Source organism: Solibacillus sp. FSL K6-1126 (genome assembly GCF_038003445.1).
GTDB classification, from domain to species: Bacteria; Bacillota; Bacilli; order Bacillales_A; family Planococcaceae; genus Solibacillus; species Solibacillus silvestris.
This window is the reverse complement of record NZ_JBBOPD010000001.1, coordinates 1,025,825-1,044,126: the sequence shown is the minus strand read 5'-3', so window position 1 is coordinate 1,044,126 and position 18,302 is coordinate 1,025,825. Positions and strand designations below refer to the sequence as shown.

18 protein-coding genes are annotated in these 18,302 nt (G+C 38.8%); 9 read left to right on the top strand and 9 right to left on the bottom strand.

The window, feature by feature from the left end; translation table 11 throughout:
- Window positions 1-80: 80 nt before the first annotated feature.
- Complete coding sequence (locus MHH44_RS04970) at window positions 81-1,550, top strand: aminotransferase class I/II-fold pyridoxal phosphate-dependent enzyme (protein ID WP_008403458.1); 1,470 nt, start codon at window positions 81-83, stop codon at window positions 1,548-1,550.
- Window positions 1,551-1,584: 34 nt separating this feature from the next.
- On the opposite strand, the gene MHH44_RS04965 is transcribed toward MHH44_RS04970, so the two are convergent.
- The 6 genes from MHH44_RS04965 to pdhA form a co-directional block, all read right to left on the bottom strand.
- On the bottom strand, window positions 1,585-2,274 hold the full coding sequence (locus MHH44_RS04965; protein WP_087615512.1) for an LrgB family protein: 690 nt from the start codon (window positions 2,272-2,274) through the stop codon (window positions 1,585-1,587).
- Entirely contained in the window at window positions 2,237-2,650 is a 414-nt protein-coding gene (locus tag MHH44_RS04960) for a CidA/LrgA family protein (RefSeq protein ID WP_008403461.1), read from the bottom strand. Before MHH44_RS04960 ends, MHH44_RS04965 begins: the two co-directional genes overlap by 38 nt.
- Window positions 2,651-3,313: 663 nt before the next feature.
- Window positions 3,314-4,726, bottom strand: coding sequence for a dihydrolipoyl dehydrogenase (lpdA, locus tag MHH44_RS04955; RefSeq protein WP_008403464.1), 1,413 nt, complete (start codon window positions 4,724-4,726; stop codon window positions 3,314-3,316).
- Between the two features lie 4 nt (window positions 4,727-4,730).
- Window positions 4,731-6,110 (bottom strand): dihydrolipoamide acetyltransferase family protein, encoded by a 1,380-nt coding sequence (locus MHH44_RS04950; RefSeq protein ID WP_339263920.1) that lies wholly within the window; start codon window positions 6,108-6,110, stop codon window positions 4,731-4,733.
- A gap of 18 nt (window positions 6,111-6,128) precedes the next feature.
- Window positions 6,129-7,106, bottom strand: coding sequence for an alpha-ketoacid dehydrogenase subunit beta (locus tag MHH44_RS04945; protein WP_008403467.1), 978 nt, complete (start codon window positions 7,104-7,106; stop codon window positions 6,129-6,131).
- Between the two features lie 3 nt (window positions 7,107-7,109).
- Entirely contained in the window at window positions 7,110-8,225 is a 1,116-nt protein-coding gene (gene pdhA / locus MHH44_RS04940) for a pyruvate dehydrogenase (acetyl-transferring) E1 component subunit alpha (protein ID WP_008403469.1), read from the bottom strand.
- A 383-nt stretch (window positions 8,226-8,608) separates the two neighbouring features.
- Between pdhA and def the strand changes: the two genes are divergently transcribed.
- On the top strand, window positions 8,609-9,166 hold the full coding sequence (gene def / locus MHH44_RS04935) for a peptide deformylase (RefSeq protein WP_008403471.1): 558 nt from the start codon (window positions 8,609-8,611) through the stop codon (window positions 9,164-9,166).
- 332 nt (window positions 9,167-9,498) lie between these two features.
- On the opposite strand, the gene MHH44_RS04930 is transcribed toward def, so the two are convergent.
- A complete protein-coding gene (locus tag MHH44_RS04930) occupies window positions 9,499-10,269 on the bottom strand; it encodes a Cof-type HAD-IIB family hydrolase (protein WP_340797964.1) in 771 nt (256 codons plus the stop codon).
- A gap of 340 nt (window positions 10,270-10,609) precedes the next feature.
- Between MHH44_RS04930 and MHH44_RS04925 the strand changes: the two genes are divergently transcribed.
- Both MHH44_RS04925 and rnjA read left to right on the top strand, forming a co-directional pair.
- On the top strand, window positions 10,610-10,819 hold the full coding sequence (locus MHH44_RS04925; RefSeq protein ID WP_008403475.1) for a DNA-dependent RNA polymerase subunit epsilon: 210 nt from the start codon (window positions 10,610-10,612) through the stop codon (window positions 10,817-10,819).
- A 5-nt stretch (window positions 10,820-10,824) separates the two neighbouring features.
- Window positions 10,825-12,492: a ribonuclease J1 gene (rnjA, locus tag MHH44_RS04920; protein ID WP_008403476.1), complete on the top strand. Its 1,668-nt coding sequence runs from the start codon at window positions 10,825-10,827 to the stop codon at window positions 12,490-12,492.
- A gap of 99 nt (window positions 12,493-12,591) precedes the next feature.
- On the opposite strand, the gene MHH44_RS04915 is transcribed toward rnjA, so the two are convergent.
- Both MHH44_RS04915 and MHH44_RS04910 read right to left on the bottom strand, forming a co-directional pair.
- On the bottom strand, window positions 12,592-13,254 hold the full coding sequence (locus MHH44_RS04915) for a potassium channel family protein (protein ID WP_008403478.1): 663 nt from the start codon (window positions 13,252-13,254) through the stop codon (window positions 12,592-12,594).
- A gap of 60 nt (window positions 13,255-13,314) precedes the next feature.
- The gene (locus tag MHH44_RS04910; RefSeq protein ID WP_039966277.1) at window positions 13,315-13,743 is read right to left on the bottom strand and encodes a TlpA family protein disulfide reductase; all 429 of its coding nucleotides are present in this window, start codon (window positions 13,741-13,743) and stop codon (window positions 13,315-13,317) included.
- A 226-nt stretch (window positions 13,744-13,969) separates the two neighbouring features.
- On the opposite strand from MHH44_RS04910, the gene MHH44_RS04905 reads away from it, so the two are divergent.
- From MHH44_RS04905 to MHH44_RS04885, 5 genes are read left to right on the top strand one after another with little or no spacing between them, the layout of a single operon-like run.
- A complete protein-coding gene (locus tag MHH44_RS04905; protein ID WP_008403480.1) occupies window positions 13,970-14,512 on the top strand; it encodes a helix-turn-helix domain-containing protein in 543 nt (180 codons plus the stop codon).
- 16 nt (window positions 14,513-14,528) lie between these two features.
- The gene (locus tag MHH44_RS04900) at window positions 14,529-15,629 is read left to right on the top strand and encodes an ABC transporter ATP-binding protein (protein WP_340797963.1); all 1,101 of its coding nucleotides are present in this window, start codon (window positions 14,529-14,531) and stop codon (window positions 15,627-15,629) included.
- A complete protein-coding gene (locus MHH44_RS04895; RefSeq protein WP_014824570.1) occupies window positions 15,622-16,425 on the top strand; it encodes an ABC transporter permease in 804 nt (267 codons plus the stop codon). Before MHH44_RS04900 ends, MHH44_RS04895 begins: the two co-directional genes overlap by 8 nt.
- Window positions 16,425-17,225 carry an ABC transporter permease gene (locus tag MHH44_RS04890; RefSeq protein ID WP_014824571.1) on the top strand — a complete coding sequence of 267 codons (801 nt, stop codon included), beginning with the start codon at window positions 16,425-16,427 and terminating at the stop codon, window positions 17,223-17,225. The genes MHH44_RS04895 and MHH44_RS04890 overlap by 1 nt, the downstream gene beginning before the upstream one ends.
- Complete coding sequence (locus MHH44_RS04885; protein WP_014824572.1) at window positions 17,222-18,298, top strand: ABC transporter substrate-binding protein; 1,077 nt, start codon at window positions 17,222-17,224, stop codon at window positions 18,296-18,298. The genes MHH44_RS04890 and MHH44_RS04885 overlap by 4 nt, the downstream gene beginning before the upstream one ends.
- Window positions 18,299-18,302: the final 4 nt, after the last annotated feature.

Sequence of the window (18,302 nt, the reverse complement as noted above, 5' to 3'; positions counted from 1 at the left end):
ATTTATATAGTCAGCAACTTTAATAGGTGCTATAATTCATTTGTTTTTAAAAAATACTATATAGTGAGGTGGTACCTGCGTTGTCACAGTTAGAGACTCCTTTGTTTGATGCATTACTTAAGCATCGCAACAGACACCCTATCCAGTTCCATATCCCAGGCCATAAAAAAGGGCAAGGTATGGATCCAGCTTACAGAGAATTTGTAGGCGACAACGTTTTATCAATTGATTTAATTAATATTGCTCCACTAGATGATTTACACGCTCCTAAAGGTGTGATTATGCAAGCACAAAACCTTGCTGCTGAAGCCTTTGGTGCTGACCATACATTTTTTTCCGTGCAAGGTACTAGTGGCGCCATTATGACGATGATTATGACTGTCGTTGGCCCAGGCGATAAAATTATAGTACCGCGGAATGTACATAAGTCAATTATGTCAGCAATTGTTTTTGCAGGTGCTATTCCTATTTTTATTCATCCGGAAGTTGACAGTGAGCTCGGCATTTCTCACGGTATTTCACCTGAGTCGGTTGAGCGCGCTTTGACGACATATCCAGATGCAAAAGCCGTACTTGTCATCAACCCGACATATTTTGGTTTTGTTGCAGATTTAAAACGCATTGTCGAAATTGTACATGCACGTAATATTCCAGTAATCGTGGATGAAGCGCATGGCGTTCATATTAAATTTCATGACGAATTGCCGCTATCCGCAATGCAAGCCGGTGCAGATATGGCCGCTACGAGCACACATAAGCTTGGAGGCTCGATGACAGGCAGTTCTGTATTAAACGTTAGAGAAGGCCTTGTAACAGCCAAACGCGTACAGGCTGTATTCTCAATGCTTACAACAACATCGACTTCCTATCCATTACTGGCGTCTTTAGATACGGCACGCCGCCAGCTTGCTGTCCACGGATATGATTTATTGGATGAAGCAATCCGCTTGGCAAAGGATGCCCGTAAACGAATTAACGCAATTCCGCATCTACATTGTGTAGGACGCGAAAGACTCGGAACTTCTGCTACATTCGATATGGATCCGTTAAAGCTATTAATTAGCGTTAAAGATTTAGGTATTACCGGACATGTTGCAGAAGAATGGTTACGTCAAAATGCCAACTTAGAAGTAGAGTTGTCCGATCTATACAATATTTTATGCTTAGTAACAATCGGAGATTCGAAAAAAGAAATTAATTTACTTATAAATGCTTTGACACGTATGTCGAAAAATTTCGAATCGGAAGCATCGGTTATTGAAACAAATGTTCAAATACCTGAAATTCCTGCTCTTGCCATGACACCGCGCGATGCATTTTATGCGCAAACAGAAAGTATTCCCCTATCCCAGGCAGAAGGGTATATTTGCGCAGAATTTATTATGGTGTATCCACCGGGCATTCCAATTTTTATTCCCGGGGAAATAATTACGCAAAGCAACATAGATTTTATTAAGATGAATATTGAAGCAGGTCTTCCTGTTCAAGGCCCTGAAGATAGTACATTACAAAATATTCGTGTTATTAAAGAGCGTAAAGCGATTTATTAATATTACCGACAGACAGCTATGCTGTCTGTCTTTTTTAAAATAAATAAATCGAAATAAGGGGAATAATGAAAGCCCCTACAACTGCACTGAGCCCCATAGACAGGGAGCCAATCGATAAATCTTCTTCACTATACTCCTTTAATTTTGTCAATCCGACACCATGTGAAGCACTTCCCATAGCGACCCCTCGACTGATCGCCGTATCAATTTTAAATAATTTAAATAGTACAGGTCCTAAAATAGCACCCGTAAACCCTGCTACCATTACCATTACAGCAGTGAGCGGCGGGATCCCCCCAACAATATCACTTACTTGCATCGCAACGGGTGTTGTTAATGATTTAGGTAAAGAAGTGAGGATAAAGTCTTTGCTAGCCCCAAATAGTAAAAGTAAAGCTACAACGCTAATAAGACCAGCAAGCATTGCCACAATGATGCTTGTAATAATAGAATATTTGTATTTAAATATAAGCTCCCGCTGATTGTATAAAGGAAATGCGAGCGCTACAACAGCCGGACCAAGCATTTTGGATATCCACTCTCCCCCCTCCATGTATGTCTCATAAGGAATATTAAATACTAGTAAAATAATGACTGTAATAATAGTCGCCGTTAAAATAGGCAATAAAAATGGGTTACCCACTTTCAAGTACAGTCTATTCAGTAATATAAAAAGAAGAACGGTGCTACTTATGATGAATAGAATTAACAGTAGATGCAGCAATATTCTCTTCCTCCTTCATTTTGCGCTCTTTTCTTTCTATTAACTTGCTGATTTTTCCAGTAATAACAAGTGTAAAAATTGTACTGATTATAACAGCTAAAATGAATAGCCCCCCTGAAACCGTGAGCAGTTCAGGATAATTGATGACTGCCACTGTTGAAGGGATAAAAAACAATGTTAAAAACGCTAACATAAAACCGGCACCATCTTGTATGTATTTCACATTTAAAATTTTAAAGTAAAGAGCAAGCCATAATATCACTAACCCGATAATACTTCCCGGTATAATAATACCAGTAATCGAAACAATAAATTCTCCAGCGAGATAAAACAAAATGATAATACCAATTTGAACGATAGTACGGATAATTTCCATCAGCTAACCCCCCTTTACACAGTATTAATTGTACGTCCATTAGAAATTTCTGTCTATTTTATTTTCCTACTATAATTTGGTTATTTCTTTTAAAAGAAACGTTAAAAGCTACCTTGTTAAAATTTATACAAGATAGTTTCGTTCAGCAGTTTTCAATTAAAATATCCGGAAGCGATTCCATTATTAAAGGCTTTGTTTGAAGTATCCTGGCGGCTATTATCAGGTCGTCACAAGCTTGCCCTATATTAATTAGACTTCTTATTGTTAGCATCGCATATGACGCGCTGTAACAACTCATAAGAGTCTTTTGTAAAATTTTCTTTTTGCACTTCCAGCAGTTTCCTTATTAATATATCTAAATCAATTATGGCAAAACGATCTGTTTTACCCTCATGTTTCTTTTCATTTGAATCGCTTAATAATACAACTGCCGAGGATGCCCATTTACTTTGCAGTTTCTTTTTTTCACTTTGTTAATTAAACTTTTCAAACGTTCTTCAGGTTATATTTAACCATTTTTCACAATATAAAAACCTTGAGTAATAAACGCAGGGAAATTATTTTCTTAGCCTCTATAAAGCTTTTTTCATTGTGAGAACCTCACATTATTCATACCATCAAAAAACACTGCCCATTTGATAATGGGCAGTGCATTTTATAAAATTATTTAGTTACAATATGGATTGGGTTGCCTAGTAAAACTTCAGCAGCTTCCATTGTAATTTCACCTAAAGTTGGGTGAGCATGGATAGTTAATGCGATATCTTCTGCAGTCATGCCGCCTTCAATAGCAGTTGCCATTTCAGCGATCATATCAGAAGCGCCAACACCAACGATTTGAGCACCGACTAATAAGCCGTCTTCTTTACGTGCTACTAGTTTCACGAAGCCTTCTGTTTCGTTTAATGCTAATGCACGACCGTTTGCAGCGAATGGGAATTTAGCAGCTTTCACTTCTAAACCTTCCGCTTTTGCTTGCTCTTCAGAGTAGCCTACAGTTGCCATTTCTGGATCAGTGAAGCATACTGCTGGAATTGCTAAGTAGTCAACTACTGATGGTTCACCAGCGATTGCTTCTGCAGCAACTTTACCTTCATAAGAAGCTTTATGAGCAAGTTGTGGACCTGCAACGATATCACCGATTGCATAAATGTTCGATACTGAAGTACGACCTTGTTTGTCTACTTCCAATAATCCGCGTTCTGCGAATTTAATACCTACTTCTTCTAAGCCCATTTCATCCGTATTCGGACGACGACCTACAGTTACTAATACGTAATCTGCTTCAACAGTTTTTTCTTCGCCACCTGCTTCATAAGTAACGATAACGCCGTTTTCGTTTTCTTCTACGCCTTTAGCAGATGCGTTTACTACAACTTCAACGCCCTTTTTCTTAAGACCTTTTTTAACGATTTGCGTCATTTGTTTTTCGAAGCCAGCTAAAATATCTTTACCGCCTTCGATAATTGTTACTTGAGAACCTAAGTTAGCATAAGCAGAACCAAGCTCAGTACCGATGTAACCGCCACCGATAACTACTAATTTACCTGGTACTTCAGGGAAAGATAACGCACCAGTTGAGCTTACTACACGCTTAGTAAATTTAAATGTTGGGATTTCGATTGGACGAGATCCTGTTGCTAAAATAGCATTTTTGAATGTATAAGTTTGAGCATTATCGCCGTCAATAACACGTACAGTGTTTGCATCCACGAAGTATGCTTCACCTTTTACGATATCTACTTTGTTTCCTTTTAATAAGCCTTCAACGCCGCCAACTAATTTTTTAACAACGCCGTCTTTAAATGCTTGTGCTTTAGACCAGTCTAATTTCACTTCAGATGCAGTAATACCCATATCATCTGAATGTTGGGCATTTTCAAAGCGGTGACCTACAGAAATTAAAGCTTTTGAAGGGATACAACCTACATTTAAACATACCCCACCTAATGCTCCACGTTCAACGATTGTTACTTTTTGACCTGTTTGTGCTGCACGAATTGCTGCTACATAGCCACCAGGGCCAGAACCTACTACAAGAGTATCTAGTTCGATTGGAAAATCTCCTACTACCATTTTTTTACGCCTCCATTAATAATAGTTGCGGCTCACTTAATAAACGTTTTAAATGATTTAAAGCGTTTTGTGCAGTCGCTCCATCGATCATTCGATGATCAAAGCTCAATGATAATGCTAACACATGTGCTGCTACAATTTCACCATTTTTTATTACTGGTTTCTCTGAAATACGACCAATTCCTAAGATCGCTACTTCAGGATGGTTAATTACCGGTGTGAACCATTGTCCACCAGCTGAACCGATATTTGAAATCGACATTGACGCACCCTTCATTTCATGCGGTGCTAGCTTACCATCACGTGCTTTTACAGCCAATTCATTAATTTCCTGTGATAAGCCGAATACAGATTTACGATCAGCATGCTTAAGAACAGGAACTAATAAACCTCTTTCTGTGTCAGCTGCAATACCAATATTATAGTAATGTTTTTGAATAATTTCTTGTGTTGCATCATCCAGTGAACGGTTAAATTCAGGATATTTACGCAAAGTCGAGATTAAAGCTTTCACAACGTACGGTAAAAACGTTAATTTAACACCTTGCTCTGCTGCAATATCTTTGAATTGCTTACGATGTGCAACAAGTTCTGTTACGTCCACTTCATCCATTAACGTTACGTGCGGAGCCGTATGTTTTGAATGAACCATCGCTTTTGCAATTGCCTTGCGGATACCGCTCATTTTTTCGCGTGTTTCAGGGAATTCGCCTTCAAGTGCAACTGGTGCAGCTTGTTTTGTTGCTGCTTGTTTTTCTTCTGCTTGTGTCTCTTTCACTTCTTCTGTTTCAGAAGCAGACTGTTGACCTCCATTTAGGAAGCTTTCAATATCTTCTTTAAGCACACGGCCATTTTTGCCTGTGCCAGAAACTTGCTGAATCTCGACACCTTTTTCACGAGCATACTTACGTACAGAAGGCATTGCGATAATGCGTTTGCCTGAAGGTTCTGATTCAGATGGTGATGCAGCTTTTTCCGTTTCAGCTGGAGCTTCCGGCTGAGCAGTGTCTGCATTTTTATCCGATTTAGTTTCTTCTTTTTTCACATCCTGGCCAGCCTCAGCAGTAGACTGTACTTGTGCTTCTGTTTTATTTGATTCATTTGATTCGTGGTGGTCATCACCTTTTAGTTTTAAATCTTCATAGCCTGGTGCATCAAAGCGGATTAAGGCATCCCCGACAATCGCCACCGTTCCTTCTTCTACGAAAATTTCTTCTACTGTACCATCAACTGGTGACGGAATTTCTACGACTGCTTTATCATTTTGAACTTCTGCTAAAATATCGTCTTCTTTTACTTGATCGCCAGGTTTAACGAACCATTTGACGATTTCACCTTCATGAATACCTTCTCCGATATCTGGTAAACGAAACGTAAATGCCATTTATCTCACCCTCAATTCTTAGAATGTTAAGACTTTCTTTGCAGTTTCCATTACATTTTTATACGTCGGTAACCATACACCTTCTGCTTGCGGGAATGAATAGATTGTATCTGGTGCAGCTACACGTAATACCGGCGCTTCCAATGATAGAATCGCACGTTCTGTAATTTCTGCGACAACATTTGCCGCAATACCTGCCTGCTTTTGAGCTTCCTGAACAACAATTGCGCGGCCTGTTTTTTCAACAGATGCAATAATCGTTTCGATATCTAACGGCTGAATTGTACGTAAATCGATGACTTCTACTGAGTAGCCTTCTTTCTCCAACTCTTCTGCCGCTTTTAGACTTTCGTGTACCATTAAGCCGTAAGCAATGATAGAAAGGTCTTTTCCTTCACGCTTCACATCTGCTTTACCCAATTCAATTGTATATGACTCCTCCGGAACTTCTTCACGGAATGAACGGTAAAGTTTTAAATGCTCTAAGAAAATAACTGGATTATCATCACGAATAGAAGCTATTAGCAATCCTTTTGCATCATACGGTGTTGATGGAACAACTACTTTTAATCCAGGTGATTGAGCCATTAACCCTTCTAAAGAATCCGAGTGCATTTCCGGTGTATGAACACCACCGCCAAATGGGGAACGGATTGTTACTGGTGCATTATACGTACCGCCTGAACGATATTTCATACGTGCCATTTGCCCGCTGATTGAATCCATTACTTCGAATACGAAGCCGAAAAATTGAATTTCAGGTACTGGACGGTATCCAGTTAACGCTAAACCAATTGCTAAACCACCGATTCCTGATTCTGCAAGTGGCGTATCAAATACACGATCAACGCCGAATTCTTTTTGAAGACCTTCTGTTGCGCGGAAAACCCCGCCGTTTACACCAACGTCTTCACCGAATACTAAAACGTTCTCGTCATTTTTTAATTCGCAACGTAATGCATCTGTAATTGCTTGAATCATTGTCATTTGTGCCATGGCTTATTTCGACTCCTTCTCTTTATAAATCGCATACTGTTCTTTTAAGTTTGCCGGCATTTCTCCAGCGTACATATTTTCCATTAATTCCGTAACTTTTTGTTTTGGTGCTTGATCTGCTTGTTTAATCGCATCTTTAATCTCTTCTTTAGCACGTTCGATTACTGCTTCTTCTTTTTGCTCATCCCATAGACCTTTTCCTTCAAGGAATGTTCGGAAGCGTACTAATGGATCTTTCGCAGCCCACTCATTGTCGATATCTGTAGTACGGTAACGTGTCGGGTCATCCCCTGCCATCGTATGAGGCCCATATCGGTAACACATTGTTTCGATTAAAGTCGGCCCTTCACCGCGAACTGCACGGTCACGCGCATCCTTTGTTGCTGCATATACTGCTAATGGGTCCATTCCATCTACCAATATACTTGGAATACCTGCTGCTATACCTTTTTGTGCAATTGTTTTAGCGGCCGTCTGTAATTCACGTGGTGTCGAAATTGCATATTGGTTGTTTTGTACGATGAAAATCGCCGGAGATTTGAAAGCACCTGCAAAGTTAATACCTTCGTAGAAATCCCCTTGTGATGAACCACCATCACCTGTGTAAGTAATCGCAACTGTTTTTGAACCACGTTTTTGTAAACCAAGTGCTACACCGGCTGTTTGGATATATTGTGCACCAATAATAATTTGTGGTGCCAATACATTCACGCCTTCCGGTACTTGGTTACCGATGAAGTGGCCGCGGCTGAATAAAAATGCTTTCCATAATGGTAAACCGTGCATAACGATTTGTGGCACATCACGGTAACCCGGCAAAATCCAGTCTTCTTTTTCCAGCGCATAATGCGAAGCTAACTGAGAAGCTTCCTGACCCGCAGTCGGTGCATAGAAACCTAGGCGTCCTTGACGATTTAACGAAATCGAACGTTGATCTAAAATACGTACATATACCATACGTTCCATCAATTCAACTAATTGCTCGTCTGTTAAGTCCGGCATTGCCGCTTCGTTTACTATTTCACCCTGCTCGTTTAAAATTTGGAACATCTCAAACTTACTTTCAATATCCTGTAACGTTCCAGCTGGGTCCAATTGATTTTTCATTTTTTCTGCCATTGTTTACATCCCCTTTGAACTGTATTAAAAAAATTTCGTTTTTTACTAGTACAACGTTTCTATATCCCGAGTATAAAGAATAAAATTCTATCGGTCAATCATTGTTTATCATCTTAATTAAAGATTTTTCCTCACATTCGCCCAAACTAATACAGTTACATTACCTGTATCACACTTGAATCACCTCTGTACTATAATAGAAAAAACAGCTTATAAATATTGTTATTTAATTTATAACTCCTTATCATTTATTCATTCCCTTATAATGAATTGTTAAATCGGAATTTATGATAATTTTCTTTTCGAGAAGGTTTTTTCTTACTTCGATTCCGGAGAGTCGTGTATACTTACACATATAAGTTTGAACTGAAAGGAAGTTTCACATGATTTTAATGGAACATATTATCCGTGAAGGACACCCTACTTTACGCACCCGCGCGGAGGAAGTAACTTTTCCGTTATCAGCAGAAGATCGAAAGCTCGCAGATGATATGCTGCAATATTTAATTAATAGCCAAAATCCTGAAATTGCTGAAAAATATAATTTACGCGGCGGCATCGGCTTAGCTGCAAACCAGGTAAACAGTTTAAAACGCATGTTTGCATTGCATTTGGAAGATGAAAATGGTGAACTGATCAGCTTTGTGGCGGTTAACCCTAAAATTGTAAGCCATTCCGTTGAACAGACTTATATAACAAGTGGTGAGGGCTGCTTATCTGTAGACCGCGCCATTCCCGGTTATGTCTATCGCTATGCACGTATCACTGTGAAATTTATGACAGTGGACGGAGAAGAAAAGAAAATGCGTTTATCTGGTCTTCCTGCAATCGCATTCCAGCACGAATTAGATCATTTAAACGGAGTTATGTTTTACGATCGTATCGATGAAAAAGACCCGTTTGTCCAATTGGAAAACAGTATTCCATTCGGAAGAGACTGACTTCTGCAGATCCCGTTTACGTTAGTAGCGAAAATGGGGTCTTTTTTTGACCTGTTACTATAGAAGAAAGTAGCCACAGCTTTTAAAAGTTCTAATAAAATTGCAACTGTTCTAATATCCTTTTAACCTGTCTAATAAAATTAAAATTTTCTAATATACTTGCCAATTGTTCTAAAACGGCTGCTACATATTTTAAAATCCTTTCTCTATTTTCTAATGTCTGCTTCCGATTTTCCAATAAGCATTCACATTGTTCTAATAAAATCACGTCCATCTTTCAAAACAAAAAAACGCTGCGAAAAGATCCTCTCACAACGCTTTTTCCAACCTGCCTATATCAATTTCAACTTCTTCATTGCGTCAGCTAAACCGTCATTATCCACATGTCCTGTAATCATTGAAGCTACTTCCTTCGCTCGCTCATGTCCATTTTCCATTGCAACACTATAGCCAAACTCTGAAAGCATCTCAATATCATTTAATCCATCGCCAAATGTAATAACATCCTCTACCGGCACATCAATATGTTCCAGCAATTTTCGAATGCCATTTGCCTTTGAACCACCGTCTGGCAGCACATCGCATGAGAAAGGATGCCAACGGATAAATTGGACTTGAGGGAATTGCTGTTCATAAATCGGCTGCTCTTTTTCTTCTATAAATACAAGCGTTTGATAAACCGGTGTATGCAAATAGTATTGCGGATCAATTTGCGGATATGGATATTGAAGTGTTGCTAAACTGCTTTCCACAGTTTCATAATCGCTTTCACTAGCGATCATTTCCTTTTCATTCAGGAAAACTAACGGATGATTTCGCTGTGCACCAAATTCCAGAATTTCCGTTAACGTTTCATTGTCGATTTGATCTGTATAAACGACTTTACCTTTATAAACGACATATTGCCCGTTAAATGTCACATATGTATCGATTTGCAGTTCTTCCATTATATCTTTTATCATAAATGGTGCTCGTCCAGTTGCAATCGCAATTTCGTGACCATTTTCTCGTGCTTTAAATATAGCATCCTTTGCTGAAGCAGGTAATTTTTTATCTGAATTGTATAGTGTGCCGTCTACATCAAAAAATAATATTTTCTTCAATTTATAACACTCCTTTTATTTTATAGCCCTTTACAAAAATCTGAATATTTAGTATAATGAGTGTGAGGAGTGATGACCTATGTTAAAGCGTCTCAAAAAGAAATGGCGGAAACGATTAAATGGCATCCTCGGAAAAAAATTAATTGCCTAACACTTCATTTACAATGGCACGCCCGATTATAGGACGTGCCATTTTTTTTGATTCGTGAACACGTTGATGTTGACGAAATTTGAATGGCTTTTCTTTATTTTAAAGGAGTCCCGTGATAATATAAAGGAAATGCATTTTTCTACAAGTTAGAAGTGCAGTAATAATGTTCGTACTTAAAGGAGAGTAACTATGATTTACAAAGTCTATTATCAAGAAAACATTTCTGAGATTCCAGTTCGCGAAAACACAAAAACACTTTATTTAGAGGCGTCATCTGAACGTGAAGTACGTCACTATTTAAAAGACCGTAACTACAATATTGAACTTGTTCAACTTCTAGAAGGCAACTATTTAGAATATGAACAAAATAGCCCGAATTTCCGTCTGGAGAACGCTTAACAGTTATGAAATTCGTTAAGAATGATCAAGCGGCTGTATTCGCACTCGGCGGACTGGGCGAAATCGGCAAAAACACATATGCAGTACAATTCCAAGATGAAATCATACTAATAGATGCAGGTATTAAGTTCCCTGAAGACGATTTGCTTGGCATTGACTATGTAATTCCAGACTATACGTATTTAGTTCGAAACGTAGACAAAATCAAAGGCTTATTTATAACACATGGTCACGAAGATCATATCGGTGGTATTCCTTATTTATTACGTCAAGTTAACATTCCTGTATATGGAGGGAAACTTGCACTAGGTCTACTTCGCAACAAATTAGAAGAGCATGGCTTATTACGTACAACAAAACTGATTGAATTTAAAGAAAATGATGTCATTAAATTCCGTAAAACAGCTGTTAGCTTCTTCCGTACAACACATAGTATTCCAGATGCATATGGTATTGTCATCAAGACACCACCGGGTAATATTGTGCATACTGGTGACTTTAAGTTTGACTTTACTCCAGTAGGCGAGCCTGCTAACTTGACGAAAATGGCGGAAATCGGCCGCGATGGCGTTCTTTGTTTACTATCGGATAGTACAAACGCCGAAAAACCTGATTTCACAATGTCTGAGCGTACAGTTGGGAAAAGCATTGACGAAATCTTCCGTAAAGTTGATGGACGTATTATATTTGCAACATTCGCTTCCAATATCCACCGTTTACAACAGGCAACAGATGCAGCTGTAAAATATGGCCGTAAAGTTGCTGTGTTTGGTCGATCAATGGATAATGCGATTACAATCGGCCGTGAATTAGGCTATATTACAGCTCCTAAAGAAACATTTGTCGATATTCAAAGCTTAAACCGCTTACCTGCAAATGAAGTGATGATTTTATGTACTGGTTCTCAAGGTGAACCAATGGCTGCTTTATCACGTATTGCTAACGGTACACACCGTCAAATTCAAATCCAGCCTGGTGATACGGTTGTCTTCTCATCTTCTCCGGTTCCTGGTAACACGATGAGCGTAAACAAAATTATCAACTTATTATTCCGTGCTGGTGCAGAAGTTATCCACGGTGCGTTAAACAATATTCATACATCAGGTCACGGTTCTCAACAAGAACAAAAGCTTATGCTTCGTTTAATGAAACCGAAATTCTTTATGCCGATTCATGGTGAATATCGCATGTTGAAAATTCACACTGAATTAGCTGAGGCTTGTGAAGTTCCATTGGAAAACTCATTCGTTATGGAAAATGGGGATGTTCTTGCATTAAGTGCAAATGAAGCACATGTTGCAGGACGAATTCCTTCAGGCGATGTATATATCGATGGTAATGGAATCGGGGATATCGGTAATATCGTATTACGCGATCGTCGAATTCTATCAGAAGAAGGGTTAGTCATCGTTGTCGTAAGTGTCGATATGGCTAAAAACAAAATTGTTTCTGGGCCGGATATTATTTCTCGCGGCTTTGTGTATATGCGTGAATCGGGCATGATGATTAATGAAGCGCAAAAAATGCTGAACCATCATTTAAACAGCACGATTCAGGAAAAAGATACACAATGGAATGATTTGAAAAATGAAATTACCGATGTATTAGGCCCATATTTATACGAAAAAACGAAACGTCGTCCAATGATTTTACCGATCATTATGGAAGTATAAAACGGCACTAGTCCTCAATATAAAGAATCCATCATTTTGCCTTCGCAAGATGATGGATTTTTTTATGTTTGCATTTAATTTCTTCAACAACAGTCTAACTTACTTCTGAATGACCTTCTTTACAAACCGGTTAATATCGACATCTGCGCCGATAATGAGCAGGACATCCCCTACTTGAATGCGTTCTGTTGCATTTGGGGAAATCATAATTTCCTCTCCGCGCGTAATGCCGACGATATTCAAGCCGTATTTTGCACGTACATCGAGTTCAATGAGCGACTGGCCGGCAATACTTTCGTTTGCCTTAACTTCCATGATGGAATGTTCACCCGAAATCTCCAAGTAGTCAAGAACACTATTTGACATCATGTTATTGGCGATCCGGATTCCCATATCACGTTCAGGATGCACAACAAAGTCCGCACCGATTTTCAGCAATACTTTTTCATGGTAGTCGTTTTGCGCCTTCACTGTAATTTGCGGAACGCCGAGCTCTTTTAAAATAAGCGTCGTTAAAATACTCGACTGGATATCTTCTCCAATGGCTACAATGACATGTTCGAAATTCCATAAACCGAGTGATTTGATCGTTTCCTCTTCTGTCGTATCTGCTACTACAGCCTGTGTGGCAATCCGTGCATATTCATCGACACGTTCACTATCTGTATCAATGGCCATTACATTGGCTCCCTGTTTAACGAGTTCACGTACAATACTTCCTCCAAAACGACCAAGACCTATTACTACGAATTCTTTTTTCATACTATTCTCCTCCGAACATCCAGTTGCCACTAGTTTAACGCATACATTCAGTTATTGTCATTAAATTATGCGTTCTATTTTCTGTTGCAATAATTTCAATGCAAAATAGCCCGCCTTAAAAAAGCGCAATTGCTGCTGCTGATCAAATATATAGAATGCAGGTACAAATTTGTTTCCAAACCTGTCGCTTATTTTTAGTTCATTATCCAGATAAACAGGGTATATTATATCCAGTTGCTTTATTTTTTCTTTTACAAGGGTTTCCGAATAGTCCTCTTTCTCTCTGGGCATATGGATTGCGTGAACAGTTAACCGATCCCCAAATATACGTTCCAGTTCCTTCAAATTCTTTATAGACTGGGCACATTCCGAACAGCTCATTGACCAAAAATACACCAATGTTGCTTTAGCACTTTCCTCGTAAGTATTTTTCCGATTTAATATTCTTGTCGCGCCACTTAACGATGGCATTAATGTGCGAATCCTCAATTATACTCACCTCGTTGTAACATATGTATTGACGGTTTTATCGGTACCACAAAAATTATCCCTTACGTATTTCCATACATATTTGGCTTAGACCCTTGAAAATACAGCGATATTATGTATAATTATTAATGCTTTCGTAAACTTAAAGTAATGTAAAAGTAAACTTCCTTACTCAAGGTTTATCAATAGTAAACTATTTGAGAACTAAAATAAAGGGTGTGACTATATGCAAATTGGTTCAAAAATTAAAGCCTTGCGCATAAAAAAGGGGTTAACCCAGGAAGAGCTCGGAGAACGTACCGATTTATCGAAGGGCTATATTTCTCAACTTGAGCGAGACTTAAATTCCCCTTCCATTGAAACATTGTTTAACTTACTGGAAGTTCTCGGGTGTACACCGCGAGACTTTTTTGATGATACGCAAGAAAATGAAAAAATTGTTTTCACAAAAGATGATCAAACATGCTTCATTGATCAGGATAAAAAATATGAAATTGAATGGCTTATTCCTACTTCTAACGAGAAAGAAATGGAGCCTGTTTTCATTACATTGCAAAAAGATGCAGAATTTAAAGCATTTGAGCCGTCACTGGCAGAGACCTTCATCTATGTGCAAAATGGACGGATTCGAGTCGTTTTGGGCAATGATGAATACATAGCAAGTGAAGGTGATGCCGTATATTACGAAGCATCTTCCAACCATCAAATTTTCAATGCGCACAGTGGCATAACAAAATTGCTCCTTGTCGCGACACAATCATATTTATAAATTAGGAGGATGCAAAATGGATAACACAATTATTCGCTTTGAAAATGTCACAAAATCATATGATGACGGAACAGTGGTATTAAAAAATATTAACTTTGAATTGGAACGAGGCAAGTTCTACACATTACTCGGACCATCAGGGTGCGGAAAGACGACAATTTTACGTATTATCGCTGGGTTTACCGAAGCTTCTACGGGGGATGTTTTCTTCAACGGGAAACGAATTAATGATGTACCTGCAAATGAACGCCAAGTAAACACAGTATTTCAGGATTATGCGCTCTTCCCTCACTTGAATGTTTTTGAAAATGTAGCATTCGGCTTACGTATTAAAAAAGTGAAAGAAGTAGAAGTGAAGGAACGTGTGCAGGAAGCACTGAAGTTTGTTAACTTGGCAGGCTACGGCAGCCGCGAAATTTCAGAAATGTCTGGTGGTCAGCGTCAGCGTGTTGCGATTGCCCGTGCGATTGTAAATGATCCGGATGTAATTTTACTCGATGAGCCTTTATCTGCACTTGATTTAAAATTACGTACAGAAATGCAGTATGAGCTTCGCGAACTGCAGCAGCGTCTTGGCAAAACATTTATATTTGTTACGCATGACCAGGAAGAAGCGCTTGCGATGAGTGATGAAATATTTGTTCTTTCTCAAGGTGAAATTAAACAATCCGGTACACCTGTTGATATTTATGATGAGCCAATCAACCGTTTTGTTGCGGACTTTATCGGTGAATCCAATATTGTGGACGGCATCATGATTGAAGATTACCGTGTTAAATTTGCCGGAAAAGAGTTTGAATGTGTCGATGCAGGGATGAAGCCGAATGAAAAAATCGATATTGTCATTCGTCCTGAAGACTTGGAAATAACAACACCTGAAAACGGCAAGCTGATCGTAACAGTAGATACACAGTTGTTCCGTGGCGTGCACTACGAATTATCGACATATGATAAAGACGGCAATGAATGGCTTGTCCATTCATTGAAAAAAGCGGAAGTTGGAGCGGAAATTGGGCTGGACTTTGATCCGGAAGCAATTCACGTAATGCGTTTAAACGAAACGGAAGAAGATTTTGATAAACGTCTGGAAGCGTATGGGGATGAAGAACATGAATAAAACAGCTAAAGGACCGTTAATCCCCTACGTATTTTGGATAATTTTATTCGTTATCGCACCAATTGCGTTAATCGTCTATTATTCTGTTCTTGATTTGAACGGGAACTTTACATTGGCCAACTATGCGAAGTTCTTTACACCGGTTTATTTGAAAATGACATTGAGCAGTTTCTGGTATGCGTTTTTAATAACATTATTCACATTATTATTTGCCTACCCTACTGCCTACTTACTGACAAAAACGAAGCATAAACAGCTATGGCTTATGCTGATTATTATCCCTTCTTGGATTAACCTGCTGTTAAAAACATACGCATTTATCGGCATTTTCGGTTTATACGGTCCGATCAATGCACTGATCGAAGTGTTTGGTTTTGATCCAAAGCAAATTTTATTTACAGACTTTAGTTTCGTATTTGTATCGGTCTATATTTTCATTCCGTTTATGATTATTCCGATTTTCAATTCATTGGACAAAATGAATCCTTCACTTATTTATGCTTCACGTGACTTAGGGGCAAATGCATGGACAACTTTCCGCCGTGTCATTTTCCCGCTGACAATCGACGGCGTAAAATCAGGTATTCAAGTAACGTTCATTCCGGCACTGTCACTGTTTATGATTACACGTTTAATCGCCGGAAACCAGGTCATTACTTTAGGGACGGCGATCGAGCAACAATTCCTCGTTTCCCAAAACTGGGGTATGGGTTCGACAATTGCCGTGTTCTTAATTTTATTCATGGTGCTCACAATGCTGTTCACGAAACAAAAATCTAAAGGAGGACGTGTCTGATGAAAAAGTTGTCCGCTATGTCGAAAGTATATTTACTTTTCGTATTCGCGATCCTTTACGCACCCATATTTTATTTAATTTTCTACTCCTTTAATAGTGGCGGCAGCATGAATAATTTCGAATCATTCACACTTGAGCACTATGCGGCTGTATTTGATGATTCACGATTAATTATTATTTTGCTGAATACAGTACTCGTTGCCCTTTTATCAGGTTTAATTGCAACGATTATCGGAACGCTCGGAGCAGTCGGTATTGTATCATTGAAAGACAAAAAGATGCGCAATACATTGCTTTCGTTAAATAATGTTTTGATTGTTTCACCTGACGTTGTCATCGGTGCAAGCTTCTTAATTTTATTTACGATGATCGGTGTAAAACTAGGATTCGCTTCTGTACTTGTATCGCATATTGCGTTCAGTGTACCAATCGTTGTACTCATGGTTTTACCTAAATTGCTTGAAATGAACACTTCCCTAATTGATGCTGCACGAGACTTAGGTGCAACGAAACGCGATGTCTTAACACGTGTTATTTTACCGTATATTTCACCAGGGATTTTTGCCGGATTCTTTATGGCGTTGACTTATTCTCTAGATGATTTCGCGGTTACATTTTTCGTAACAGGAAATGGCTTCAGTACATTATCTGTAGAAATTTACTCAATGGCCCGTGCCGGCATTTCGTTAACAATCAATGCCATTTCCGGGTTAGTATTTGCTGTAACGGTATTAATAGTAATCGGTTACTACTTTATTAACAAACGTTCAAAATCAGTAGCAACGGGGGGACAACGATGAGAGAATTAGTACAAGCAACGGCTGCCATTGTCATTGTATGTGCCCTACTGTTTTTTACAGTTGACCGTATGCAATCAGCTGGTTCTGCAGGAAGTAAAGATACTTTAACGGTTTATAACTGGGGGGAATATATCGACCCGGAATTAATCGATAAGTTTGAAGAAGAAACAGGAATTAAAGTAACATATGAAACATTTGATTCAAATGAAGCGATGTTGACGAAAGTACAGCAAGGCGGTTCTGCCTATGATATTGCGGTCCCTTCTGAATATACAATCGAATCGATGAAGGAAGATGACCTGCTCATTCCGATTGATCACGGTTTAGTGCCCAATCTGAAAAATATTAATGCAGACTTTATGGATCTGCCGTTCGATCCGGGCAATGAATACTCCATTCCTTATTTCTGGGGAACAGTTGGAGTTGTCTATAATCCGAATTTAATCGAAGACCATTTAACATTCGAAACTTGGGAAGACTTATGGGATCCTTCATTAAAACGAAAAGTATTTCTAGTTGATGGTTCACGTGAAGTAATTGGGATGGGACTGAACTCAATCGGCGAATCGCTTAATGTGAAAGATGAAGATTTATTGCGTGAAGCGACAGATCACTTAATTGAGCTTTCACCAAATATTAAAGCGATTATCGGCGATGAGATTACTCCGCTTATGATAAACAATGAAGCATCTGTAGCATTAACATTCTCCGGTCAGGCCGCAGATATGATGTGGGAAAATGAAGAATTGGAGTTTGCCGTACCGCAAGAAGGCTCCAACTTATGGTTTGATAATATGGTCATTCCAAAAACTTCACAAAATATTGAAGGTGCCCATAAATTTATCAACTTTATGCTTGATCCTGAAAATGCTGCGCAAAACGCGGACTATGTCGGCTATTCAACACCGAATGAAGCAGCATGGGAACTCATGGACGAGGAAGTTATTAACGACGAACGTTTCTATCCGTCACATGACCAACGTGAAACATTGGAAGTTTATGAAAACCTTGGCCTTGAATGGTTAGGTAAATATAACGAATACTTCCTTGAATTTAAGATGAGTTTGAGATAGAACA